Genomic DNA, 25,295 nt, shown 5'->3' with positions numbered 1-25,295 from the left:
GCGCACGCTCATGCAACAGGCCTGGATTCCGCTCCTGCTGTCGTTGAAAGTGGCGGGCTGGGCCACCGCGCTCAATCTGATATTCGGTGTCGCCGCGGGCTTCGGTTTATCGCGCTGGCGCTCCGGCGCGCGCGACGTGATCGATTCGCTGCTGATGCTGCCGCTCGTCATGCCGCCCACCGTGCTCGGCTACTACCTGCTCGTCCTGCTCGGACGGCGCGGTGTGATCGGCGGCTGGCTCGAGCGTTTCGATATTCGGTTGGTGTTCACATGGCAGGGTGCGGTGATCGCGTCGACGGTCGTGGCGTTTCCGCTTGTGCTGAAATCGGCGCGCGCCGCGTTCGAGGCCGTCGATCCGCAACTCGAACGGGCCGCGCGCACGCTCGGCGTCAGCGAAGCGGCCGTGTTCTTTCGCGTGACGCTGCCGCTCGCCGCGCGCGGCATTCTCGCCGGCGGCCTGCTGGCGTTCGCGCGAGCGCTCGGCGAATTCGGCGCGACGCTGATGATCGCGGGCAATCTGCCGGGCCGCACGCAAACTTTGTCCGTGGCGGTTTACTCGGCCGTGCAAGCCGGCGACGACAGCACCGCGAATTTCCTCGTGCTCGTGACCTCGGTGACGTGCGTCGTGATCCTGTTGCTCGCGGGGCGCCTCGTTCCGCAGCACACACTGTTGAAGTCGGGTTGATATGCTGCTCGCCGTCGACATCCGCAAGACCTTCCAGACCGCCGAGCGCCGCTTCACGCTCGACGTCGCCTTCAAGGCCACCTCGCAACGCGTGGTACTGTTCGGACCATCGGGTGCGGGCAAGAGCCTGACGTTGCAGGCTATCGCCGGCCTGCTGCGTCCCGACGAAGGCTCGATCACGCTGCATGGCAACGCGCTGTTCGACAGCGCGCGCGGCGTCGATCTGAAACCGCAAGCGCGCAAGCTCGCCTATCTGTTTCAGGACTACGCGCTATTTCCGCATCTGAACGTGCGGCAGAACATCGGCTTCGGCTTGCAGCAGGGCTGGCTCAATCCGCGCAGGCGCATCACGCATCCGCAGATCGATTACTGGCTCGACGCGCTGGAATTGAAGAACGTGGCGGGTAATCATCCAGCGCAGCTTTCCGGTGGACAAAAGCAGCGCGTGGCGCTGGCGCGAGCGCTCGTCGCGCAACCTCAGGTGCTGTTGCTGGACGAACCGTTTTCGGCACTCGACAGCGCTTTGCGTCAGCGCATGCGCCGCGAGTTATCGGATCTGCAGGCGCGGCTCGATATTCCGATGGTGTTGATCACGCACGATCCCGACGATGTCGCCGCCTTCGGCGATCAGGTCGTGCAGGTCAGCGACGGCCGCGTGCGCGAGGATCATCCGTTCGCCGGCTATGCACGCAGCGAGCCTTGACGGGCAACAGCAAGCGCTTCCCGCGCTCAGTCCTTCACGCCAAGTATCACGCTCGACGCCTTGAACGCCGCAACAGCGCTGTGGCCTTCCACGAGGCCGAGCGTGTCGACGCTTTCATTGGTGACCACTGCGGTGATCACCGTCCCGCCCTCCAGCACCAGCGATACCTCGGCATTGACCGCGCCGCGCTTCACGCTCTGCACGGTGCCGCGCAGCTGATTGCGCGCCGAGAGTTTGAGCGGCGCGCCGCTCGCGTTGTCGACGAGCAGCACGACCCACGACGCCTTGATCAACGCGAACGCCGCCACGCCCTCGACAAGCCCCAGCGTCTCGGTGCTCTCATGCGTAATGACGGAAACGATCGCGTGGCCGCCGGGCAGCGCCAGCGTGATTTCATCGTTGACGGTGCCGCGCGTGATCGTCGACACCGTGCCATATAGTTGATTGCGCGCGCTCGTCTTCACGCCGATGCGGCCGATCAGATCCCAGTCCGTCGCGAATCCTTCGATGGCCGCGCCCGCGCGTTCGAGGAAGCGTTGATGCTCACGCTCCACCGCGCGAAACGTCTCGATCAGTTTGAGGGCGCGCGGCGTCAGCGTGGTGCCGCCACCGCCTTTGCCGCCGGTCAGACGCACGACGAGCGGCTCGCCCGCGAGATTGTTCATCGTATCGACGGCGTCCCACGCGCCTTTGTAGCTGATGCCGACAGCTTTCGCCGCGCTGGTGATCGAGCCGGTCTCGCCGATCGCCGCAAGCAGCGCGATCCGCGACGCGCCGCCGAGCGTCTGCGCGCCCGCCTGAAACCAGACGGAGCCGCCGAGTTCAAGCGTTTCGCGGGAAGGATCGGTGCGGTCGGATGTCATGGCAAAGAGCGGTCGATGACCGAGGAGAGGACGACGAATCATTATAGCGACGCGAGCCTGCGCCACCGGCCGCTAACCTGGCGGACCTCGAAAACGGATAGATGGGATACTTCGAGTTCGACGCTTCGAACACTAGGCCCTTTGCATTTTCGGCGCGGCTGGCCACGGCCGGCGCGCTGCAACTTCAACAAGGAGCAAGACAGTGAACATCGATTTATCGGGCAAGACGGCTATCGTCAGTGCATCCACGGCGGGCATCGGCCTTGCCATCGCCACCGGCATTGCCGCATCAGGCGCGCATACCATCATCAACGGACGCAAGCAGGAGGCGGTGGACCGCGCGATCGACACGATCCGCAAGAGCACGCCGCAAGCGAAATTGCAGGGCTTCGCGGGCGACCTCGGCACGCTGGAGGGTTGCGAGGCGTTGACGAAAGCCGTGCCGCAGGCGGATATCCTGGTGAATAACCTCGGTATCTTCGGACCCGGCGACATCTTCACCACCGAAGACGATGACTGGGAGCGCTACTTCCAGGTCAACGTGATGTCGGGCGTGCGGCTCACGCGCCACTACCTCAAAGGGATGATGGAGCGCAAATGGGGCCGCGTGGTGTTGATCTCGTCCGAGTCGGCGTTGAATATTCCGCCGGATATGCTCGCTTATGGTTTCTCGAAGACGGCGCAACTGAGCATCGCGCGCGGCATCGCCAAACAGGCGGCCGGCAGCGGCGTGACGGTGAATGCCGTCCTGCCCGGACCGACCTTGTCCGACGGCTTCCGTTCGATGGTCGAAGACACGGCCAAAGAGCAAGGCAAAACCGTCGAGCAGGTCGCCACGGAGTTCGTCCGCGAGCATCGAAGCAGTTCGATCATTCAGCGCGCGGCCACCACCGAGGAAGTGGCGAACATGGTCGTGTACGTCTGCTCGCCGCAGGCCTCGGCGACGACCGGCGCGGCGCTGCGCGTCGACGGCGGCGTGATCGATACGATTGCGTGACGTTGCTGCTTTTTTCAACGAACGGCGGGCGGCATGGCCGCCCGTTTTCACGTCACATGACGGCCGCAACCATCACAATGCGTACTGCGCAATCCCATTGCCGAACGACCAGTTCTCCTTCAACACTTCGACGAGGTTGATGAACACGTCCTCTCGTCGCAGTCCGGGCGATTCCGCCAGTTCGTCCGCCATCCGCTTGTACAGCGCCTTTTTCATCTCAAGGGTGCGGGTGTTGTTCAGCGTGATCTGAATAATCACGAGATCGTCGCTCCGCTCGACGTTTAGATACTGGTTGTCGTACACGAAATTGCCGGCCTCATGCTCGGTGATCAGCATGAAGATGTCGTCCTTCGGCACGTTGAAGGTGTCCACCAGCGCGCGCTGGATGCTCCGCGTCACCGCCTTCCGGTACTCGACGGGCTTGCCTGCGCGCAATGCGATTCGTGTGAGCGGCATGATGAAATCTCCTTGGCTGCGTTGATTGGGTAAACACAGCTTAGGCGCGCTCAGTCATAATGAACAGACATCATTACTGATTTCATCTATATTCATCAGAAATGAAAGTTCTCGATCTCGATGCGGTCCGGGCCTTCGTTCTGATCGCCGATCTGCACAGCTTCACGCGTGCCGCGGACGCGCTGGACACGACCCAATCGGCCGTCAGTCTTAAGCTCAAGCGGCTGGAAGCGCATCTGGGTAAGCAATTGCTGGAGCGCACGCCGCGCGTGGTGCGTCTTTCCGCCGGCGGCAACGCGTTTCTTAGCGCCGCGCGCGATCTGCTGAACGCGCATGAACGCGCGCTCGGGTCGCTCTCGGTCGAGCGACGGCGGCTCGCGCTGGGACTCAGCGAGCATGTCGCGGGACCAGACTTGCCGCACCTGCTCGGCAAGCTCAATGCGCACGACCCGGGTCTGGTGATCGAATTGCATCTGGGCACGTCGGCCGCGCTGCTCGCGCAATTCGACGAACGCCGCCTCGACGCGGTGATTGTCCGCTATGGCGCCGACGAACCGCCGCGCGACGAGGCCCAGGTGCTGTTCAGCGAACCGCTCGGCTGGCTCGCCACGCCGGCGTGGTTGCCGCGAGTCGGCGAGCCACTAGCGCTCGCGCTGTTGAGCCCGCCGTGCAACGTGCGCGACGTGGCGCTCCGCGCGCTCGCGCAGGCGGGCGTCGGCTGGCAGGAGGTGTTCGTCGGTGGCGGCGTGGCGGCCGTCGGCGCGGCCGTGGCGGCAGGACTGGCGGTGTCGCCGCTGGCGCGCCGCGTGGCGCCGCGTGGGCTGATCGACGTCGGCCCCCGGCTGGGTTTGCCAACGCTGCCGGAATCGCGCGTGACGCTGCATTCGCGGGTGAGAGACCAGCGGTCGGTGGAGACGTTGCGGCTGGTGACGAATGGGTTGGCGAGCGTTTGAGTTACTGATGGCGTCCGTTCAGATGAAAACCCAAGCGGCTACGGTATATAATCGTGGCTATGCTCATCATTGCCCGGATCGACGGGCTGCTCGTGGTGATTTACCCTCACGATCACGCTCCGCCACATGTTCATGTACTCGGTCCGGATGGTGAGATTATCTTTATCTTGAATTGTCCCGACGGCCCGGTATCCATCCGCGATGGCTCGAGGGTATTCAGAACGCGAAGCGCGCCGGCTGGCTGAATGCCTTAGTGAAATGGTGCCGTTCCTGTGCTCCGCCTGGAAAGGAATCCACTCATGAACAGCAGCGAAGAATGGCGGCTTGCTCAGGAACGCGGCGCCGAAACCGCCAAGCGCCCCGCCGCGCGCAGCGCAAGCTACAAACCACGCACTAAACGGCTCGATATCGCGCTGACAAACGGCATCTCGTTGTTGGTGCCGATCGCTTTTATCGAGGGTTTGCACAACGCGGCGCCTACGGATCTCCGCGAGATCCAGATCTTCGGTCTCGGGTCGGCGCTCGTTTTTCCGGCGCTCGACGTCGTGGTGTCGGTTCACGGCCTGATCGACGGCGTTTTCGGATCGAAGGCGTGGATGCGCGATATCGGCCGCAGCGGCGGCAGCGTCAAATCCGACGCGAAATCGGCTGCGGCGCGGGAGAACGGCAAGAAAGGCGGGCGTCCGCGCAAAGCCGCCTAGCTGCGTAAATCCGCATCGCGGGGCGTGAGGCGCTTGCCGGCAGCGCAGCCTCGCGTACTGCATGGCGCCTGAACTGGCATTCGGCGATGCCGTCGAGCGGGGCGAAACTGATCGACCTGGCGCCGAAGCAGCCCACTGACGTCGAGTCGTACCGGCACGCGTGAAAGGTCCAGTCGCCGCGCCTGGAAAAGCCATCGGTGCGCATCCTCGAACTTGGACGCGTAACGTTAGGTCTGCCGCGCAGCAAACCGAAACGCAAACGCCCAGCTTGATTGCGGATTAATGAAGGATTGGCGGCAGCGAACCGCTGCTGGCTGTAGCGGGATTGCTCGTTGCGTTCGCCGGATTGGCGCTAACGTTTGCGGATGAGGCCGGCACATTCACGTGAGATGCAGCCGGTTTCGCCGCGCCGGTCTTTGCCACGACCTTGGCCGTTTGCGGACGAGCCTGACGAGCCGGAACCACCAGATTCGCGCGCACGACCTTGCCCTGCCCCGCATTCGTCTGGACCAGTTGCGCGTGCGGCTTTTTACTCTGCGCGACCACGGCCGCTTTCGATCCGGTTTTGCCTGTGTGCGTGGAGTTGGTCCCGCTCTTCGCGGCGCCCTTGGCGGCCACCTTGTTCACGCCGGCATGCGCCGCGCGCTGATCGCCGTGCGCTTCAGCCGCTACAACGCGCTTCGAAACGGCCTTTGAAGTGGCCTTCGGCGCCGTCTTCGAACCGGCATTAGACTTGACTTTGGCCGCCCCCGGCTTCTTTGCCTGGCTTCCGACATGCCCGCTCGCCTCGGGCGGATTCCACACTTCGGCGTAACCGGCGGCCGTCGCCGCGCTCGACATACACCACACGGCAAGCGCCGCTCCTGCTGCTACTGCTCGAACGCCCATCTCCTGCTTCTCCTGATCTTCGATTTATGACAAGCCAGGATTATATTCTCTTGCAAAAATCCACATTTAGACTAATATCACTTTCAAGTACAAATTAGGACTTATCCGCTCATGGCTCACGCTGCCCGCGCCACCCCATCCGAAGCGCCGATTCCTCGGCCGGTTTCGGAACCCACGCTAACGGAAATGTCCGCGGCGGGTCTACGTGCGTTCTTCAACATTGCGCGTGACTGGGACCTGAGCGCGGAAGAACAGATCGTGCTGCTCGGTTCGCCGGGCCGCTCCACCTATTTCAAATGGAAGGCCACGCCTGAAACGGCGCGCCTCGGGCGCGACACGCTCGAACGCCTATCGCTGCTGCTCGGCATCTACAAGGCACTGCAAATCCTGCTGCCGCAAGCCAGTGCCGCCGACACCTGGATCAAACGCCCCAACAGCGCGCCGCCGTTCGGCGGCCGCCGCGCGCTGGACCGCATGCTGGCAGGCAACATCAGCGACCTCGTGGCCGTGCGCCAGTATCTCGACGCAATGCGAGGCGGCTGGGCGTGACACAACCGCATTGGCAGGACCGCTGGCGCACGGCGCCGCTCGATTGGTCGCCCGCGTATCGCGTGATTCCGACGCGCTTTCCGGCCGTCAATCTGTTCGACCGGGTTGCCTCGCCGGAAGATTTCGACGCGCTGTACGCGCTCGAAGCAATGACCAACGACCGCCTGCGCACCGAAGTCGGCGAACTCGAACTGGTGCCGCGCGAAGAGCGCCGCTTCGGGCCGGGCTACGGGCCGATCATGGCCGCGTTGACGCATCTCAATCCGCTCGGCAGCCGTTTCTCGGACGGCACGTACGGCGTGTTCTATTGCGCCCGCTCACGCGCCACCGCCATCGCCGAAACGCGTTTTCACACGGGGAAATTTCTGGAAGCGACGGCCGAGCCGCCCATGCGCCAGCAAATGCGTCTCTACACCGTCGTCGCGCAAGGCAACGTGGTGGACATTCGCGACGACACGTCGGTGGATCTCGCGGTGCTGTCCCCGGACGACTACCTGGCCGGACAGTCGCTCGGCCGAGCCGTCCGCGAGGCGGGTGCGCCGGGTATCGTGTATCCGTCGGTGCGCGATGACGGCGGCGAATGCCTCGCCGCGTTCAAGACCACGCTGCTACGCGACTGCCATCACGCGGCGTATCTGGAATACAACTGGAATGGCACGAGCGTGGATATGGTGTTCGAACTCAGCCAGGTCGGCTGATCGCGCGGCGTGAATGGTCGATGCGTGGCCCATTCGTGGCTGATGCGCGACCGGAGCGCGGCCGGCGTATGGCCCATGTGCGGCCAATACGTGGCCAACGTGTCGGCCGACGCGCGCCGCCCGCCGTCAAGGCAGCGCCAGCGCCGCCGCGCCTTCCGCGCGCGCTTCTTCGGTCGAGATCGACCAGCGCCGCAACGCGAGCGGCTCCACGATCGTGAGCTTGCCGCCCGGTCCGAACGCACCGGTGTCGATGAACAACTGCGAGCCGACCTGCTTGATGTCGCGCATCGGCGTGTGGCCGCAATAAGTCAGCGAGAGTCCGCGCTGCCGCTGCGGATCGCCATTGCCCAACGCCAGGTCGCGGCCCCACAGCAATCGCTGGCGGGTTTCTTCGGAGAAATTGCCCGCGTCGAGCTCCGCGTCCGAGCCGAAAAATTCGGCATGCAGAACATTAAAGCGCTCCTTGCCGCTGCCGACCACGCGCACAAGCGGCAACCCGCGCAAGATCTCAGCGTAATGCTGCAAGCGTTCGTTGGACAATTGCGCCGCCCAGATGCCGCCAATTCCATACCACCATTGACGCCGCAAGCGTCCGTCGGCCACGGCGCACAGGGTGTCTTCGTGATTGCCGAGCACAGCGAAAAACCAGGGCTTGTCGAGCAGCGCCAAAGCCAGTTCGGAATGCTCGCCGCGGTCCACCAGATCGCCGACCGAAAATAACCGGTCCCGCGCCGGATCGAATGTGATCACGCGCAGCAGATAGCGCAATGCATCGACGCAACCATGCAGATCGCCTACCACGAAGTCGCGGCCGCTCTGGTTCGCGGCGTGATGCTGGACGGAATTGACGAGTACGGAAGCCATGGTTTCATGATAATGCGGCATCCGCGATACGTATGCGCGCTGGCCATCGTTTCCTGGCGCCGCAGCGGCCTGAAATGACGCAAATTAACGCCAAAGCGACGTGTTTCCGGCAGGCTTTACCGGAAACAGCCGTTCGCGTGGTCACTATTGGTGAGTTCGCAATTTGCCGACTTGATCGGCCGTCACGGTGGACTGCGGATTGCCGAAGTGTTTGGTCACATAGTTGGTGATGGCGGCCACCTGTTCATCATTGAGTTGATTGGCGAATGCGGGCATCAGCACGTCGGCCTGTTTCGTCGTACGCGTGACGCCGTGCAGAATCACCATCGCCAGATTGTTGGAATCGCTCGCGCCCACAGCCGAGTTGTGAATCAACGACGGATACGCCCCCGGCGCGCTCGCGCCAACGCCTTGGCCGGTCCAGCCATGGCAGCTCGCGCAATTGGCGACGAACAGTTGCGCACCGTTCACGGCGTGGACAGCGGTGCCGCGCAGCGCCGTCACGTCGTCGGCGGGATTGCCCCACTGGTCGCGCGGCCGCGATTCGCCGCCGCTGATCGGCGGCACCGCGCGCAGATACGCGACGATCGAGCCGAGGTCTTCACGCGTCAGATATTGCGTGCTGTCGGTGACCACTTCGGCCATCGGACCGGCTGCATTGGCGCGGCCCGGCGCCGCACCGGTCGACAGATACGACATCAGTTCGTCGTCGCTCCAGTTGCCCACACCGCTGTTCTTGTCGGACGTGATGTTGTACGCGTGCCAGCCGGCCTGCACCGCGCCGGCGAAACGCGCGCTCGACTTCAAACCCTGAGTGAAATTGCGCGGCGTATGGCATTCCTCGCAATGCGCAAGCCCTTGCACCAGATACGCGCCGCGATTCCATTCGGCGCTTTGCCGGGGATCGGGCACGAAACGGCCCTCGGTGAAATTGAACAGGTTCCAGAACACCATCAGCCAGCGTTGATTGAACGGGAAATTCAGGCTATTGCCGGGCGGCGTGTAGTGGATCGGCGTGAGGGTGTTCAGATACGCGCGAATAGCCAGCACGTCCTGCTCGGTGACCTTGGTGTACTCCGCATATGGGAAGGCCGGATAGAGGCGCTCGCCGCCTTTGCCGATGCCCTCATGCATGGCGCGCAGAAAATCGGCGTCGGTCCATTGACCGATGCCTGTGTCCGGATCGGGCGTGATATTCGGCGTCACGATAGTGCCGAACGGCGTGCTGATCGGCAGGCCGCCCGCGAAAGGCCGCGCTTTGTCCGCGGTATGGCACGCCATGCAATCGCCGGCGCGCGCGAGGTATTCGCCGCGCTTGACCAGGTCGCTGCCGGCCGCCGTCACCGGCAAGGCCGCGCCGCTGACCGCTTGCGCGGCGTCGTCGGCGCGGGCCTGGGTGATCGGCAATTCATCGTTGCGCTGTGTGCCGGGGCCGTGTGCCTCATACCAGGCGACATACAGCGCGAACAGCGAAAAAATCGCGGCCAGCGTCGCGACCCGGAGATGGCGGCGGTGGGCCTTCTGCGCCAGCGCCTCGAGCCGCTGCGCGCGGGAGGTGTTCTTCGTCATTGTGGCTCTCCGTTCACGCTCAGATTTCATGCTTGAGCTTGTCGGCCAGCTTCAGCGACAAAGCCGCGATCGTCAGCGTGCAATTCACCGACGCCGCGGTCGGCATCACACCGCTGCTGGCGATGAACAGATTGGAGTGGTCGTGCGTGCGGCAGTCCGCATCGACGACCGAATCCGCCGGATCGCTACCCATGATCGTGGTGCCCATGATGTGATTGTTCGGCGCGAAGGTGTCGTCGAAAGTGACCTCGGCGCCGCCGAACAGCGCGGCGATCTGCGCATACAGTTCGTGCGTGTTGGCCGCGCTTTTCTTCACGTAGTCGTTGATCGAGTAATAGATTTCCGGCTGCGGAATGCCGAGCGAATCCTTGTGATCCGCCGACGGCACCACGCGGTTCTGCGGCTCGGCCAGATGCTCGTGGAAGCTGTTGATATTCAGCGTGCGCGCCGCGCGGTCGCGTATCTGCCGGTCGAGTTCGGCGCCGGTCAGACCTTGCTTGAGCAGCGCGGCGGCCACGCTCATCGTGGGCACGCCGTTCGAGAGATGCAGCTTCTTCGCGGCGTAGTCCGAGCGAAACGCGCCATCGCGAAAGTTGACGATCGAGGTCATCTCCATCGGTCCGCGTCCGGGCCACAACGGTTCATTGGCGAGGAACGTGACACCCGTGCCCGGATGGTCCATCAGGTTGCGGCCCACGTGGTCGGAACTGTTGCCGACGCCGTGCGGGAATTTATCGGATGTCGACATCAGCATCAGCTTCGGCGTTTCGATGCCGTTCGCGGCAAGCACGAACAGTTTGCCGGTCACGCGCGTGCTGTTGCCGTTCGGGTCCTTGTAGTGGACGGCCGTAATCAGACCTTTGTTGTCCGCTTCGACGCGATACACCACCGCTTCCGGAATCAGTTTCGCGCCGGCCTGTTCGGCTTTCTCCGCATGCACGACGCCGTTGTACATCGCGGCGATCGGGCAGATCGGCATGCAGTTGTTATTGCCGCAGCAGGTAGGCCGCGCATCGTACGGACGGCTGTTGCGCGCCACCGGCTCGGGCACGACCTTGAAGCCTTGCGCATTGAGCACGTCGCTGAAACGCTGATCCATGTACGAGAGCGGAAGCGGGTTCATCGGATACGGCTTCGAGCGCGGCGAACCGAGATCGATCGAACTGCCCGGGCCGGACACGCCGAGTTGCACTTCTGCCGCCGAATACCACGGCTCCAGCGTTTCATACGGATACGGCCAGTCGCGTCCCACGCCATACAGCTTGTGCAACTGGAAGTCCGAGGGCAACAGCCGCCAGGCGGCCGCGGCCCAATGCCAGGTCGTGCCGCCGACCAGCCGCAGATACTGCGAGCTATATGGATAGTCACCTTTCTGGATCAGATAATTGTTGGCGGGCGCGTACTCGGGATGCGGCGCGTAAGGTGTGGATGGATACGGTGTCGCGAAGTCCGACTTGACCGGCGAGTTGCGGAAGTTCTCGACGATCTGCCAACGCGGAATGCGTGGCCCGGCTTCGAGCAGAATCACCGACGCGCCGGCGAGCGCCATCTGATGCGCGACCAGTCCGCCAGCCACGCCCGAACCGACCACGACGATGTCGGCGGAATTTGAGTTTGCCATTGTTGCCCTCTTGCAGGCTTGCTGTGCTGCCTGTTGTGCTGCCTGTTTGTGCTTGCTGTATTCGCGTACCGGCGCTGCGTCGAATGATTCAATCAAGCGATGCGGCACGCGCGAGAGGAATGTCTTTATGCGCTCAGCGGTTTCTTCGTCCAGTAGAACGGCACGTCCCGGCAATAGGACGGAATCGTGAGCACGTCCTTGACGGGCTCGAACATCAACGCTTTTTCGTAAGCGACCACGTCCACATGCGGCATGTCGCCGACGAGGCCGAGATACCACGCGCGCATGATCGCGCTCACGGTTTTGGCGAGCGCCGGCTGGTCGACTTGCAAAGCCTGCGTCACGGTATCGGACGGTACGCCGCCATGGCCCTGCAGCCATGTGTTGAGCGCGCCGACGTTCTGCGTGAACTGACTGTCGGATTTGACGAGGGCATCGTAGACGCGTTTGCCGAGCGAGGCATCGAAGCCCGTACGGCCGGTGAGGCGCTGCGAGAGTGCGAGGAAAGCGTCGAGGCCGCCGCCTGCGGGCGTGTCCGCAAACGCCGGGGCGATCCACGAAAGCGAGCGGCCGGCGCCGGCGAACGCGAGCGTAGCGGCCGCCGCGCATGCGCCGAGCACCCATGCTCTGCGCGAGGCGGAAACCGATGCTGACGGCGACAACTCTGCTGGATGCGTCGCTTCGTGGCGCGCATCATTGTTCTTGGGTACATCTGTCATGGAGACTCCAGATGGTGAGTGATTCTCAACGTGCCTCGCGACCGTGGCGTGATGCCATTCGCGCGTGGCGTCGATCTCTACCCCAAACCTGGTCTAAGCGCCGCTTGAGCGGTCTTTTATGAGCAAGCGCGTACCCGGTGCGAACTGAGCGACGCGGTGCTGATGACATCCGTATGAAACCGCATGCACGGCATGGCATGCGTGGCAAAAAAAGACGGGCCGCCTGCCAATCGCCTTTCAACTGAAAGCGGCGCGCAAGGGCGTTGCGAAAGACTATAGCCTGTGACCCGTCCATTCGACAAATGATGGACCCGGCGCGGGTAGAATCCGCGACACTGAGAGCCCGACACCCCTACATTCCATGCTCACCAAATACTACCCACAGGTTCTTCGTAATCGACCGCGCATGCTGGTCGGCCTTGCGCTCGGCATCATCGCCGCGGTGCTCGTGCCCGCGCATACACGTCCGATGGTCCGCGTGCTGGCCGGCTGGGACGCAGCCGTCTGGAGTTATCTGGCGATGATCTGGGTGCACATGGCCGTCGCCGACGAAGGCCGCGTGCGCGAATTCGCCCGTCGCGACGACGAGAACGCCGGCGTGGTGCTGATCGTGATCTGTATGGCGACCATCGCGAGTATTGCCGCCATCGTGATGGAACTGGCCTCGGTCAAGGGGACGGCAGGCGCTTCCACCGTTTGGCACTACGTGCTGACCGGGCTCACGCTGTTCGGCGCATGGTTCCTGATCCCGACCATCTTCACGCTGCACTATGCGCGGCTTTACTACGATCTCGAAGCAAAGGAAACGCCGCTACTGTTTCCCGACAAGGCGCTCCAGCCGGACTATTGGGATTTTCTGTATTTTTCGTTCACTATCGCCGTCGCCTCGCAAACGTCGGACGTGGCGTTGCGCTCGCGTTCGTTCCGCCGCGCGGCGCTCGCGCAATCCGTCCTCTCGTTCTACTTCAACGTGGCTGTGCTGGGTTTGTGCGTGAACATCGCGGCGGGTTTGCTCGGCTCGTAATACTGCCGACACAACGCGAACTGGCGAACACCCCTCCTCTATGAAGCTCCGCCTTTTGCGGTCATCGCCCCGCCTCTGACGCGTCACGTGTAAATCCCGGACCGCGGTCGCCCGTTTTACACGCGGCGGCCGTCCATTCGATGTCTGGTGGCGCCTCGCGCCTTTTTTGCGCCTCCTTCGGAAGCTTACTGCGAGGCGTACGCTCCCCTCTCCGTCGCTCCCGTTCGAGCCGTACTGGCACAGCGTTTGCTGCGTCTCCCGAAGCGATCTGGCCGGCCCGCGCAATCGACGCCTGGCGTCAAAGCACCCTTTACTGGCCAGCGGCGTGACGATCTTTGCACTACATTGACCAGTACGCGCCTTCGCTTTATGCATCGCGCGGTATCCGGCTCTGGAAGCCCAATGAGCGCTGTGATCGCATGCCAACTGCATCCACACCGCAGCAGGACGAATCTGGAAACCACCGATGGAACCTCGAAACGGGTACGCGCCGCGGATTTACTTTTTTCATTCACTTCTGGTCGGGCCGCTCGATGCGTGGCCAGCGCAGTTCGCGCACGCAGCCGCGCTGGGCTTCGATCACGCGCTGATCGGCAGCCTCTTCGAGCCTGGACAGGCCGGCCACGGACAGGTGGTCGGCAACCACGCCCGCCTGCATCCGGTATTCGAAACCCAACAGCAGTCGGCCACCGAGGCGATTCGCACGCTTGCGAACGCGGCGAAGCAGAACGGCCTGACCTTGCTGGCCGATCTGGTGATCGACCGGATGGCCGCGGACGGCGCGCTGTACGCCGAACATGCCGACTGGTTCCATCCCTTCGAATCTGAGGAGGCGCGGCTCGATCCGCGCCATGTGCATCGCGAGGACAACGTCGCGTATGCGAACTTCAACGAGGCCGGTAGCAGTGCCGCGCTGGTCGGCTGGTGGACGCAGCAATTGCTGGCGCTCGCCGAGGCCGGCGTGGGCGGGTTCCGCTTCGATTCGCCGCATCGCGTGCCGGCCGCCGTCTGGCGGCAGTTGGGCGACGCGGTCCGCGCGCAGCATCCTGAGGTGCGTTTTCTCGCCGCCACGCCTGGCCTGGCGCGTGACGATCTGCTCGGCCTGCAAGGCGCCGGCTTCGACAGCGTGTTCTCGTCGGTGCGCTGGTGGGACTTCCGCGCAAGCTGGATGGTCGAGGAGCATGCCGCGCTCGCGCGCATCGCCGCGCCGATCGGCTTTCCTGAAGCGCCGTACGGCACTCGTCTCGCCGCCGAACTGACCGATGTGCACGACGCCGCCATCGTCGAGCGGGCTTACCGGCGCGCGCTGTTTACCTCGGCTTCGATCGGCACGGGCTGGATGATGCCGATGGGTTTCGAGTACGGTATCGCCGAGCCCATGTCGCAAACACGCGGCGACGCTGCGCAGTTCGCCCGCGCCGCCCAGGCGAAAAAGTTCGATCTCACTGAAGCCATCACGCATGTGAACCTGGTGGCGAGTAAATCGAAAACGCTGCACGCCAACGGTGAGTTGCGCCCGCTCAGCGGACCCGGCGCACCGGCCGCGATATTGCTGCGCGCCGATCAGCCCGACTTGCGCCACGCCGACGAAGCCATCCTGATCGCGATCAATCCCGAACTCGGCGCACCGGTACGCGTCGATCCCGCGCGCTTCCTCGCGGGCGTGCCCGGCAACTTCACGCGCTTCGTGCCGCTCGACGCGCCCGCCAGCGCCTCACCCGCCACGCTCACGCCATTCACACTCGCACCTGGCGCGGTCCGTCTGTTTCGCGCGGTCACGGAGAAGCCGATCCGCCTCGCGCCGCCCATCGACAAACCGAACAGCAAGCGCAGCGGCCGCAAGACCGTAGTCGAGGCGTTGAGCGCGCCGCGCGTGGCCATTGAGAGCGTGACGCCCTCGGTCGACAACGGCCGCTTCGCGGCCAAGCGTAGCGTGGGCGAACGCGCGGAAATCACCGCCGCGATCTTCGCCGAAGGTCACGACAAGATCGCCGCCGCCGTGATCTGGCGCGCCGCCGACGAAACCGCCTGGCACGAAGTGCTGATGGAACCGGCCCAACCCGCCGGCCTCGATATCTGGAAAGCGCGCATCCCGCTCGACCGCATGGGCCGTCACGAATTCACCGTGATCGCATGGCGCGACGACTTCGCTTCGCTGGTCGAGCACGTGCAGAAGAAGCTGAAGGCGGGACAAACCGTCGAACTCGAACTCGACGAAGCGTCGCATCTGTTCGCGCTCGTACTCGCCGAGGTCGAAACCTCGGAAGGGACGCTCATTGAACCGCTCGAACATATCGTCAAGCTCTTCACCAAGGCCGACGCGGAGACGAAGCTCGCGCTGCTGCTCTCGCCGACCACGGCGAAGGCGATGACCGCCGCGCGCCACCGGCCGTTCCTGAGCCGCGATCCGGTCATCTACAAGATCGACGCCGATCGCACCGCCGCGTGCTTCGCTAGCTGGTACGAAATCTTCCCGCGCTCGATGAGTGACGACGAATCGCGCCACGGCACTTTCGCCGACGTCACAGCCAAACTGCCGCGCATTCGCGACATGGGTTTCGACGTGCTGTATTTCCCGCCGATTCACCCGATCGGCGTGGCGAATCGCAAAGGCCGTAACAATACGCTGACGGCGCAGCCGGGCGACGTCGGCAGCCCGTATGCTATCGGCGGCGTCGAAGGCGGCCATACGGCCGTGCATCCGCAACTCGGCACGCTCGACGACTTCAAGGCGATGCTCGCCGCCGCGCACGCGCACGGCCTGGAAATCGCGCTCGACTTCGCGGTGCAATGTTCGCCGGATCATCCGTGGCTGAAGGAGCATCCGACGTGGTTCGCGTGGCGCCCCGACGGCACGCTGCGTTACGCGGAGAATCCGCCGAAGAAGTATCAGGACATCGTCAATCCCGACTTCTATGCGCACGACGCCAAGCCCGATTTGTGGCTCGCGCTGCGCGACGTCTTCCTGTTCTGGATCGAAGCGGGCGTGCACATTTTCCGCATCGACAATCCGCACACCAAGCCGCTACCGTTCTGGGAGTGGGTAATCGCCGATGTACGGGCACGCTATCCCGACACGATCTTCCTCGCCGAAGCCTTCACGCGCCCGCGCATGATGAACCGGCTCGGCAAGATCGGTTTCTCGCAGTCGTACACGTACTTCACGTGGCGGGAATCCAAGCGCGATTTCATCGAGTACATGACCGAGCTCACGCAAACAGGCGCGCGTGATTCGTACCGGCCGAACTTCTTCGTCAATACGCCGGATATCAACCCGCGGCATTTGCAATCGCAGGGACGCACGGGCTTTCTGATTCGCGCCGCGCTCGCTTCGACACTGGCCGGTTTGTGGGGCGTGTATAGTGGTTTCGAGCTATGCGAGGCCGCCGCCCTGCCGAACAGCGAGGAATATCTCGACTCCGAGAAGTACCAGTTGCGCGCGTGGGACTGGAACCGGCCCGGCAACATCGTCCCCGAGATTACGGCGCTGAACCGGATTCGCCGCGCGAACCCGGCGCTGCAAACGCATCTCGGCCTGACATTCCTGCCCGCGCATAACGATCACATCCTGTTCTTCGAAAAGGCGACCGAAGCGCGCGACAACGTGATCCTCGTCGCAATCAATCTCGACCCGTTCAACGAACAGGGCGCGGATATCGAATTGTCGTGGGAGACTTTCCAGAAATGGAATCTGCACGATCATGGCCCGCTGGAAGTCACCGACCAGATGACCGGCGCCCGCTTCGAATGGCACGGCCGCTGGCAGCACGTTCAGCTCGGGTCGGGCCAGCCGTTCTCGATCTGGCGCATCGCGCCGCTCGGCGGCCTGCCCGCCGAACGGCCCGATGAAGCCGACAGCGACTATCACGCAGACGCTGGCAACCCAACCTCAACGGAAGGTGCGATATGAAGCGTGACGACCCAGCTCAAACCACCACACAGTCACCGGTGGGCAATGCTCCCGGCAACACGGCCAGGCCGCGCACCAATCGGCGCGGCAAGCCCGCAGCGTTGAGCGACGATCCGCTCTGGTACAAAGACGCGATCATCTATCAGGTGCACATCAAGTCGTTCTTCGACGCGAATAACGACGGCGTGGGCGATTTTCCCGGCCTGATCGCGAAGCTCGACTACATCGCCGAACTCGGTGTGAACGCGATCTGGCTGCTGCCGTTCTATCCGTCGCCGCGACGCGACGACGGCTACGACATCGCCGATTATCGCAGCGTGCACCCCGACTACGGTCAGATCGCCGACGTGAAACGCTTCATTCAGGAAGCGCACGCACGCGGTATTCGCGTGATTACCGAACTGGTCATCAACCATACGTCGGATCAGCATCCGTGGTTTCAGCGCGCGCGCCGCGCGAAGCCGGGCTCGAACCACCGCAACTACTACGTGTGGTCCGACACGGATCAGAAGTACCAGGAAACGCGGATCATCTTTATCGACTCCGAGCCGTCCAACTGGACGCACGATCCGGTGGCGGGCGCGTACTACTGGCATCGTTTTTACTCGCATCAGCCCGATCTGAATTTCGACAATCCGGCCGTGCTGAAAGAAGTGCTGCAGGTCATGCGCTTCTGGCTCGATATGGGCATCGACGGGCTGCGGCTCGACGCGGTGCCGTATCTCGTGGAGCGTGAAGGCACGAACAACGAGAACCTGCCGGAAACCCACGCGATCCTGAAGAAGATCCGCGCCACCATCGACGCCGAGTATCCGAACCGGATGCTGCTAGCCGAAGCGAACCAGTGGCCGGAAGACGTGAAGGAATATTTCGGCGACGAAGACGAATGCCACATGGCGTTCCACTTCCCGCTGATGCCGCGCATCTACATGTCGATTGCGAGCGAAGACCGTTTCCCGATCACCGACATCATGCGGCAAACGCCGGACCTCGCAGCAACGAACCAGTGGGCGATTTTCCTGCGCAATCACGACGAGCTGACGCTGGAAATGGTCACGGATTCCGAGCGCGACTATTTGTGGAACACCTACGCGAGCGACCGCCGCGCCCGTTTGAATCTCGGCATTCGCCGCCGCCTCGCGCCGTTGATGGAGCGCGACCGCCGCCGTATCGAACTGATCAATTCGCTGCTGCTTTCCATGCCCGGCACACCCGTGATCTATTACGGCGACGAACTCGGCATGGGCGACAACATCCACCTGGGCGACCGCGACGGCGTGCGTACGCCGATGCAGTGGTCATCCGATCGCAACGGCGGATTCTCACGCGCCGACCCTGAGCAACTGGTGCTGCCGCCGGTCATGGGCTCGTTATACGGTTTCGACGCGGTGAACGTGGAGGCGCAGAGCCGCGACCCGCATTCGCTGCTGAACTGGACCCGCCGCATGCTCGCCACGCGCCGCGCGAAGCAGACTTTCGGGCGCGGCACGATCCGCTTCCTGAAGCCGGAAAACCGCAAGATTCTCGCGTATCTGCGTGAAATGCCCGGCGAGCCGCCGATCCTGTGCGTGGCGAATCTGTCGCGCGCGCCGCAAGCGGTGGAGCTCGATCTGTCCGAGTTCAACGGTTCGGTGCCGATCGAAATGACCGCGGACTCCGTGTTCCCGGCCATCGGCCAACTGACTTATCTGCTGACATTCCCGCCGTACGGCTTCCTGTGGTTCATGCTATGTCCGGGCGGGCAACGTCCGACATGGGCACAGGCCCATTCGGAATCGCTGCCGGAATTCGTCACGATCGTGATCCGCGAAGGCCAGGTCGGTCCGACGCCGGAAAACGTACGTCTGCTCGAATCGGAAGTGCTGCCTTCGTGGCTGAGCCGGCGCCGCTGGTTTGCGTCGAAGGATCAGAAGCTCAATGCAGTGCGGCTCGCGGCATTGACCACGATTCCGCACGGCGGCTTCGCCTTCACCGAAATCGAAGCGGACGTGGGCGGTCACACCGAGCGCTACGTGGTGCCGATCGCCATCACGTGGGGCGGCGAAACCACTTTCCCGCTGTTCAAGCAACTGGCCTTCGCGCGCGTGCGGCGCGGCCGCAACGTGGGGCATCTGACGGATGCTTTCGCCTTGCCGATCTTCGCGCACGGCGTGATGCGCAAATTGCGCGAACGCGCCGTCGTGCCCACCGTGCAGAAGAGCGAAATCAAGTTCCTGCCGACCGAGCGTTTCGCCGAACTCGAAGGACTCGGCGAACGGCCGGAGATCCGCTGGCTCGCCGCTGAGCAGAGCAACAGTTCGCTGATCATCGCCGACGCAGTCGTGCTGAAGCTGGTGCGTCGTCTCGTGAGCGGCATTCATCCGGAAGCCGAAATCAGCCGCTACCTCACGCAATTGGGTTATGCGAATACCGCGCCGCTGTATGGCGAAGTGGTGCGCGTCGATCCCGAAGGCGTGCCGCACACGCTTTGTATCCTGCAAGGTTATATCGAGAATCAGGGCGACGCGTGGAACTGGTCGCTCGATTATCTGCGCCGCTCGGTGGACGAACTCGCCATCGCTGTCGATACCGAAGCGCAATCGGCGCCGGACCGCACCAACGAATCAATTTTGCTGGAAGGCTACAGCGCGTTGGCCGGCACGATCGGCAGACGGCTGGGCGAACTGCACGTGGCGCTCGCCTCGCCGACGGACGACCCGGCGTTCGCGCCGGAAGCGGCCGGCGCGGAGCAGGTGAAGGCATGGGTGGACGGCACGCAGGCCATGCTCGCCAGCGCGCTCGATTTGCTCGCGCCGCGCATCGAGCAGATGAGCGATCCGGAAACCAAGGCGCTGGCGCAAAGTTTGATTGACCGGCGCAAGGAACTGGTAGCCGCCGTCGACAAGCTGGTTTCCGCCGACGCGGGCGCACTGCGCATCCGCATTCATGGCGACTTCCACCTCGGCCAGGTACTGGTCGCGCAGGGCGACGCATTCCTGATCGACTTCGAGGGCGAGCCCGCACGCACGCTTGAAGAACGTCGTCAGAAATCGAGCCCGCTGCGTGACGTGGCCGGCTTGATGCGTTCGCTGTCGTATGCGAGCGCGGCGGCGCAGTCCACCACGGAGGCCGCGCCGCAACAGACCGCCGATCGCAAGCGCGCGCTGTTCGACCGTTTCCGCGTGCATGCCACCGAAACGTTCCTCAGCGAGTATCGCGCGGCTGCCGCGCAAGCGTCGACGCCGCTCGTCGCGCCCGAAGCCGAACAGGCCTTGCTCGATCTGTTCCTGATCGAAAAAGCCGCCTACGAAATCCGTTACGAAGCGGCCAACCGTCCGACGTGGCTCAGTTTGCCGGTACGCGGCCTTGCCGCGCTCACCAGCCGATTGCTCGGCGACACCGGTGCGCCCAGCCACCATTCATCAACCCAGGCGCCAGGCGCCGCCACACCGCCTAATCCGGCCGAGGGCGACTATGAGTGAGCATGATCCGGCCGTAGGCCTCCAACCGCTCGAGATCGACGCGCTCGTCGAAGCGCGCCACCCCGATCCTTTCTCGCAACTCGGGATGCATCAGACGGACGCCGGCCCCGTGGTACGCGCGCTGTTGCCGAACGCCGCGCATGTCAGCGTGATTGCGCGTGCCGACGGTGCGCTGCTCGGCGAACTCGAGCAAGTGCGGCCGGGGCTGTTTGCCGGCCGCGTCACGACTGCGGCGCCGTACCGTTTGCGGATCGACTGGCATGGCGTGGTGCAGGAAATCGAGGACACGTATTCGTTCGGTCCGGTTCTCGGCGACGAGCCGCTTGGCCGGCTCGCCGGCGGCGATCCCTATGCGGTGCTTGAATGTCTCGGCGCTCGCCCGATGGAATTCGACGGCGTGCCGGGCGTGCGCTTCGCCGTGTGGGCGCCGAACGCACGGCGCGTTTCGGTGGTGGGCGACTTCAATGCATGGGACGGCCGGCGTCATCCGATGCGGCTGCGGCATCAGGCCGGCGTGTGGGAATTATTCGTGCCGCGTGTCGGGCCGGGTACGCGCTACAAATACGAGCTGCTCTCGCGCGATGGTCATCCGTTACCTCTGAAGGCCGATCCTTGCGCGATGCAAACGGAGAAGCCGCCGGGCACCGCGTCCATCGTCGCGCATGTCGACGAGATCGAGCAGTTTCCGTGGACCGATCACGAATGGATCCAGTCGCGCGCCGGCAAGCAGACGCCGCGCTCGCCAATCTCGATCTACGAAGCGCATGCCGAGTCCTGGCTGCGCGTCGCGGAACAAGGTCAGCGCGGGCTTGATTGGGATGAACTCGCGGAACGCATGATTCCGTACGTGAAAAGCATGGGCTTCACGCACGTGGAGTTCATGCCGATTGCCGAGCACCCGTTCGGCGGTTCGTGGGGTTATCAGCCGCTCGGGCAGTTCGCGCCGTCGGCGCGCTTCGGCAAGCCCGAACAGTTCGCGAGATTCGTCGACAAGGCGCATGAAGCGGGACTCGGCGTGATTCTCGACTGGGTGCCGGCGCACTTTCCGAACGACGCTCATGGTCTGATCGACTTCGACGGTACGCCGCTCTACGAGCACGCGGACCCACGCGAAGGCTATCACCAGGACTGGAACACGATGATCTACAACCTCGGCCGCAACGAGGTGAGCGCGTTCCTGGTTGCTTCGGGGCTGGCGTGGCTGAAGCGCTATCACGTTGACGGTCTGCGCGTGGACGCGGTCGCGTCGATGTTGTATCGCGACTATTCGCGCGCCGCCGACGAGTGGGTGCCGAATATTTACGGCGGCCGCGAAAACCTCGAATCGATTGCGTTCCTCAAGCGCCTGAATCACGAAGTCGGTTATGTGCCAGGCGTGCCAGGCGCGATCACGATCGCCGAGGAATCGACCGCATGGCCGGGCGTGACGGCGCGCGTCGAAGACGGTGGTCTCGGCTTCCAGTTCAAGTGGAACATGGGCTGGATGCACGATACGCTGCACTACATGGAGGAAGATCCGGTCTACCGCCAATACCATCACCACATGCTGACGTTCGGGATGGTGTACGCGTACTCGGAGCGCTTCGTGCTGCCGCTCTCGCACGACGAAGTGGTGCACGGCAAGGGCTCGCTGCTCGGCAAGATGCCCGGCGACAGGTGGCAGAAGTTCGCCAACCTGCGCGCGTATTTCGGCTTCATGTGGACGCATCCCGGCAAGAAGCTGCTATTCATGGGCGGCGAATTCGGCCAGTTGGCGGAGTTCGACCACGATACGTCGCCGCATTGGCATCTGCTCGACGATCCGAACCACCATGGCGTGCAAAAGCTGGTGCGCGACCTGAACCGGCTGTATAGCGAAGAGCCCGCGCTGTATCTGCTCGATTGCGAGCCGGGCGGCTTCGAGTGGCTGATCGGCGACGACAGCGGCAACAGCGTGTTCGCCTATCGCCGCACCGATGGCGCCGGCCGCGAACTGGTCGTAGTCTGCAATATGACACCGGTGCCGCGGGTCGGTTACCGGATCGGCATGCCGCGCGGCGGACGCTGGTCGGAAGTGCTCAATACGGACGCCGGCGTGTATGGCGGGTCGAACATGGGCAACGGTGGCCTGATCCATACCGACGAACAATCGAGTCACGGCTGGCCGCATTCCGCTTCGCTAACGCTGCCGCCGCTTGCAACGATCGTATTGCGCGCGGACTAGAGAAGGACGGGCGGTGAAGCGAGCGCGCGGCATGCGAATTCTTCGCGCCGCGCGCTCGTTGCATGAAGACCCACGATCGCGTTCAACAATCAGAACAAGGAAGGGGAATCATGTCGCATGCAATGCCCGACCGGCTTCTGCCCGGTTCGCCCTATCCGCTCGGCGCTAGCTGGGATGGCCTCGGCGTCAACTTTGCGGTGTTCTCGGCGAACGCGCAAAAAATCGAGCTTTGCCTGTTCGACCCCACGGGCCGCAAGGAAATCCGCCGCTACACGCTGCCCGAATGCACCGACGAAGTCTGGCACGGCTATCTGCCCAACGCGCATCCGGGCACCGCCTATGGGTTTCGCGCGCATGGGCCGTATCAGCCGCAGCATGGGCATCGCTTCAACCCGCACAAGCTGTTGCTCGATCCATACGCGCGCAAACTGGTCGGCCAGTTTCGCTGGTCGGACGCGCTGTTCGGTTATCGCGTGCATTCGAATCGCGCGGACCTTTCCATCGACCGGCGCGATTCGGCGCCGGCCATGCCGAAGTGCGTGGTGATCGACGAAGCGTTCGACTGGTCGCACGACAAACGCCCGAACGTACCTTGGGGCGAAACCATCGTCTACGAGACGCATGTGCGCGGCGCCTCGATGTTGCGCGCCGATTTGCGTCAGCATGAACGCGGCACGTTCGCGGCACTGGCTTCGCCGGAGTTCATCGAACATATGGTGAAGCTCGGCGTGACCGCGATCGAACTGCTGCCCGTGCATGCGTTTCTTAACGACCGCTTCCTGGTGGAGCGCGGCCTGCGCAACTACTGGGGTTACAACACGGCGGCTTTTTTCGCGCCGGAGCCGTCGTATCTGAGTACGCACCGGCTCGACGAAATGCGCATCGCCGTGCGTCAGTTGCACGCGGCCGGCATCGAAGTGATTCTCGACGTGGTCTACAACCACACCTGCGAAGGCAACGAGATGGGGCCGACGGTGTCATGGCGCGGCCTCGACAACGCCAGCTATTACCGCTTGATTCCCGGCGACGAACGTCACCATATCAACGACACAGGCTGTGGCAATACCGTGAATCTGCCGCACCCGCGCGTGCTGCAAATGGTGATGGATTCGCTGCGCTACTGGTCGACGGCGTTCAATATCGACGGCTTCCGTTTCGATCTCGGCGTCACGCTCGGCCGTGAGCAGCACGGGTTCGATCCCGGCTCCGGTTTCTTCGACGCGTTGCGTCAGGACCCGATCCTGTCGCAACGCAAACTGATTTCCGAGCCGTGGGACATCGGACCTGGCGGTTATCAGCTGGGCAATCATCCGCCAGGCTTCAGCGAATGGAACGACCGTTTCCGCGACACCGTGCGGCGCTTCTGGCGCGGCGACGCCGGTTTGCGGCCCGACCTCGCCGCGCGCTTGACAGGTTCGGCGGACCTCTTCAACCGGCGGGCGAGGAAGCCGTGGGCATCGGTCAATTTTGTCACGTCGCATGACGGTTTTACGTTGGCCGACGTCACCTCTTACGAGCAGAAGCACAACGACGCCAATCGCGAAGGCAACAACGACGGCCACAATGAAAATTGCAGCCGCAACTGGGGCGTTGAAGGACCGACCGACGACCCCGCGATTCTCGCCACTCGCAAACGTGTGGCGCGCTCGCTGATCACCACGCTGCTGATGGCGCTCGGCACGCCGATGGTGCTGGCCGGCGACGAATCGCTGCGCACGCAGAACGGCAACAACAACGCGTATTGCCAGGACAACGAAATCTCCTGGATCGACTGGGAACGCGCGGATTCGCCGGACGGGCGGCAGATGACCGCGTTCGTCGCGCGCGTGATCGCGCTGCGCAAGCAACATCCGCTGCTGCGCGAAACGCGTTTTCTGTTCGGCGATCGTGAAGTGTTACCGGGCCTGTTCGATGTCGGCTGGTTCGACGAACACGGCGACCCGCTCACCATCGAAGCCTGGCAAGACCCCGAAGGCCGCGCGTTCACGCTGCGCCGCGCGGGTCCAGGCTTAAACGGCGAAACAGAAGTATTGTTGATGATGCTTAACGCGAACGAGGAAACCCTCCGTTTTACACCGCCCGCACCGCACCTGGAATGGCACGTGCTGTTAGACACGGCGGAGCCGGAGAGCGCGCCGCATCGGCTGGCGGCGGCGGAGGTCGAAGTGGCCGCGCACAGCCTCGTGATGCTGGCCGCGCAGCCAGTGGGCGACGCCGATTGGCAAGCGGGCTGGAAGGCCGGTGCGCAGCATGGGCCAAGGCTTCTGACTGCGCTGCCGCCCGATCCGGGTGCGCATCCGCCCAGTAGCGATACGTCGCCGACCACTTAGGCGGCGGCGCCGCGACCCGACAGCATGCGGGCTGCGTTATTACGCGTTGTCGTCGTACGTGTTGCGTGTGTCTCTGGCAGCGCCGGCGCAAGCGACGTGTA

The 25,295-nt window shown here is 63.7% G+C and carries 19 protein-coding genes; 12 read left to right on the top strand and 7 right to left on the bottom strand.

What is annotated here, in order from left to right; all coding sequences use genetic code 11:
- The first annotated feature begins 10 nt into the window (after positions 1 to 10).
- Positions 11 to 685 carry a molybdate ABC transporter permease subunit gene (gene modB / locus B0G73_RS17855; RefSeq protein ID WP_106282644.1) on the top strand — a complete coding sequence of 225 codons (675 nt, stop codon included), beginning with the start codon at positions 11 to 13 and terminating at the stop codon, positions 683 to 685.
- Position 686: 1 nt separating this feature from the next.
- The gene (locus B0G73_RS17850; protein WP_106282643.1) at positions 687 to 1,388 is read left to right on the top strand and encodes a sulfate/molybdate ABC transporter ATP-binding protein; all 702 of its coding nucleotides are present in this window, start codon (positions 687 to 689) and stop codon (positions 1,386 to 1,388) included.
- A gap of 26 nt (positions 1,389 to 1,414) precedes the next feature.
- Here the strand turns inward: B0G73_RS17850 and B0G73_RS17845 are convergent, their stop codons facing one another.
- The gene (locus B0G73_RS17845) at positions 1,415 to 2,251 is read right to left on the bottom strand and encodes a TOBE domain-containing protein (RefSeq protein WP_106282642.1); all 837 of its coding nucleotides are present in this window, start codon (positions 2,249 to 2,251) and stop codon (positions 1,415 to 1,417) included.
- 202 nt (positions 2,252 to 2,453) lie between these two features.
- Here B0G73_RS17845 and B0G73_RS17840 point away from each other — a divergent pair, with 202 nt between their 5' ends.
- A complete protein-coding gene (locus B0G73_RS17840; RefSeq protein ID WP_106282641.1) occupies positions 2,454 to 3,248 on the top strand; it encodes an SDR family NAD(P)-dependent oxidoreductase in 795 nt (264 codons plus the stop codon).
- Positions 3,249 to 3,320: 72 nt separating this feature from the next.
- Here the strand turns inward: B0G73_RS17840 and B0G73_RS17835 are convergent, their stop codons facing one another.
- The gene (locus B0G73_RS17835) at positions 3,321 to 3,704 is read right to left on the bottom strand and encodes a tautomerase family protein (RefSeq protein WP_106282640.1); all 384 of its coding nucleotides are present in this window, start codon (positions 3,702 to 3,704) and stop codon (positions 3,321 to 3,323) included.
- Positions 3,705 to 3,805: 101 nt separating this feature from the next.
- Here B0G73_RS17835 and B0G73_RS17830 point away from each other — a divergent pair, with 101 nt between their 5' ends.
- Together B0G73_RS17830 and B0G73_RS17820 are read left to right on the top strand one after the other, a co-directional pair.
- Entirely contained in the window at positions 3,806 to 4,657 is an 852-nt protein-coding gene (locus B0G73_RS17830) for a LysR family transcriptional regulator (protein WP_106282639.1), read from the top strand.
- A 299-nt stretch (positions 4,658 to 4,956) separates the two neighbouring features.
- Positions 4,957 to 5,358, top strand: coding sequence for a DUF2442 domain-containing protein (locus B0G73_RS17820; protein ID WP_106282638.1), 402 nt, complete (start codon positions 4,957 to 4,959; stop codon positions 5,356 to 5,358).
- Positions 5,359 to 5,637: 279 nt separating this feature from the next.
- Here B0G73_RS17820 and B0G73_RS17815 read toward each other — a convergent pair whose 3' ends face one another.
- Positions 5,638 to 6,246 (bottom strand): hypothetical protein, encoded by a 609-nt coding sequence (locus B0G73_RS17815; protein ID WP_106282637.1) that lies wholly within the window; start codon positions 6,244 to 6,246, stop codon positions 5,638 to 5,640.
- A gap of 111 nt (positions 6,247 to 6,357) precedes the next feature.
- On the opposite strand from B0G73_RS17815, the gene B0G73_RS17810 reads away from it, so the two are divergent.
- Both B0G73_RS17810 and B0G73_RS17805 read left to right on the top strand, forming a co-directional pair.
- A complete protein-coding gene (locus tag B0G73_RS17810; protein WP_106282636.1) occupies positions 6,358 to 6,795 on the top strand; it encodes an MbcA/ParS/Xre antitoxin family protein in 438 nt (145 codons plus the stop codon).
- On the top strand, positions 6,792 to 7,493 hold the full coding sequence (locus B0G73_RS17805) for an RES family NAD+ phosphorylase (protein WP_106282635.1): 702 nt from the start codon (positions 6,792 to 6,794) through the stop codon (positions 7,491 to 7,493). Before B0G73_RS17810 ends, B0G73_RS17805 begins: the two co-directional genes overlap by 4 nt.
- Before the next feature lie 126 nt (positions 7,494 to 7,619).
- Here the strand turns inward: B0G73_RS17805 and B0G73_RS17800 are convergent, their stop codons facing one another.
- The 4 genes from B0G73_RS17800 to B0G73_RS17785 form a co-directional block, all read right to left on the bottom strand.
- Positions 7,620 to 8,357 (bottom strand): metallophosphoesterase, encoded by a 738-nt coding sequence (locus B0G73_RS17800; RefSeq protein WP_181196573.1) that lies wholly within the window; start codon positions 8,355 to 8,357, stop codon positions 7,620 to 7,622.
- Positions 8,358 to 8,501: 144 nt separating this feature from the next.
- On the bottom strand, positions 8,502 to 9,926 hold the full coding sequence (locus tag B0G73_RS17795; RefSeq protein WP_106282633.1) for a cytochrome c: 1,425 nt from the start codon (positions 9,924 to 9,926) through the stop codon (positions 8,502 to 8,504).
- 19 nt (positions 9,927 to 9,945) lie between these two features.
- Positions 9,946 to 11,547 (bottom strand): GMC family oxidoreductase, encoded by a 1,602-nt coding sequence (locus B0G73_RS17790; RefSeq protein WP_106282632.1) that lies wholly within the window; start codon positions 11,545 to 11,547, stop codon positions 9,946 to 9,948.
- A gap of 125 nt (positions 11,548 to 11,672) precedes the next feature.
- Entirely contained in the window at positions 11,673 to 12,266 is a 594-nt protein-coding gene (locus B0G73_RS17785; RefSeq protein WP_181196572.1) for a sugar dehydrogenase complex small subunit, read from the bottom strand.
- Between the two features lie 361 nt (positions 12,267 to 12,627).
- Here B0G73_RS17785 and B0G73_RS17780 point away from each other — a divergent pair, with 361 nt between their 5' ends.
- The 5 genes from B0G73_RS17780 to glgX all read left to right on the top strand — a co-directional run bounded on the left by B0G73_RS17780 (position 12,628) and on the right by glgX (position 25,194).
- Positions 12,628 to 13,290 carry a DUF1345 domain-containing protein gene (locus B0G73_RS17780; protein ID WP_106282631.1) on the top strand — a complete coding sequence of 221 codons (663 nt, stop codon included), beginning with the start codon at positions 12,628 to 12,630 and terminating at the stop codon, positions 13,288 to 13,290.
- 466 nt (positions 13,291 to 13,756) lie between these two features.
- Positions 13,757 to 17,200 carry an alpha-1,4-glucan--maltose-1-phosphate maltosyltransferase gene (locus tag B0G73_RS17775; protein ID WP_106282630.1) on the top strand — a complete coding sequence of 1,148 codons (3,444 nt, stop codon included), beginning with the start codon at positions 13,757 to 13,759 and terminating at the stop codon, positions 17,198 to 17,200.
- The gene (gene treS, locus B0G73_RS17770) at positions 17,197 to 20,661 is read left to right on the top strand and encodes a maltose alpha-D-glucosyltransferase (protein ID WP_106282629.1); all 3,465 of its coding nucleotides are present in this window, start codon (positions 17,197 to 17,199) and stop codon (positions 20,659 to 20,661) included. Before B0G73_RS17775 ends, treS begins: the two co-directional genes overlap by 4 nt.
- Positions 20,654 to 22,864: a 1,4-alpha-glucan branching protein GlgB gene (gene glgB / locus B0G73_RS17765; RefSeq protein ID WP_106282628.1), complete on the top strand. Its 2,211-nt coding sequence runs from the start codon at positions 20,654 to 20,656 to the stop codon at positions 22,862 to 22,864. Before treS ends, glgB begins: the two co-directional genes overlap by 8 nt.
- A gap of 110 nt (positions 22,865 to 22,974) precedes the next feature.
- Positions 22,975 to 25,194 carry a glycogen debranching protein GlgX gene (glgX, locus tag B0G73_RS17760; RefSeq protein ID WP_106282627.1) on the top strand — a complete coding sequence of 740 codons (2,220 nt, stop codon included), beginning with the start codon at positions 22,975 to 22,977 and terminating at the stop codon, positions 25,192 to 25,194.
- Positions 25,195 to 25,295 lie beyond the last annotated feature (101 nt).

Source organism: Paraburkholderia sp. BL25I1N1 (genome assembly GCF_003002025.1).
In the GTDB taxonomy this organism is placed as follows: Bacteria; Pseudomonadota; Gammaproteobacteria; order Burkholderiales; family Burkholderiaceae; genus Paraburkholderia.
The sequence above is the reverse complement of the archived record's forward strand: the minus strand, read 5'-3'. Positions and strand labels throughout refer to the sequence as shown.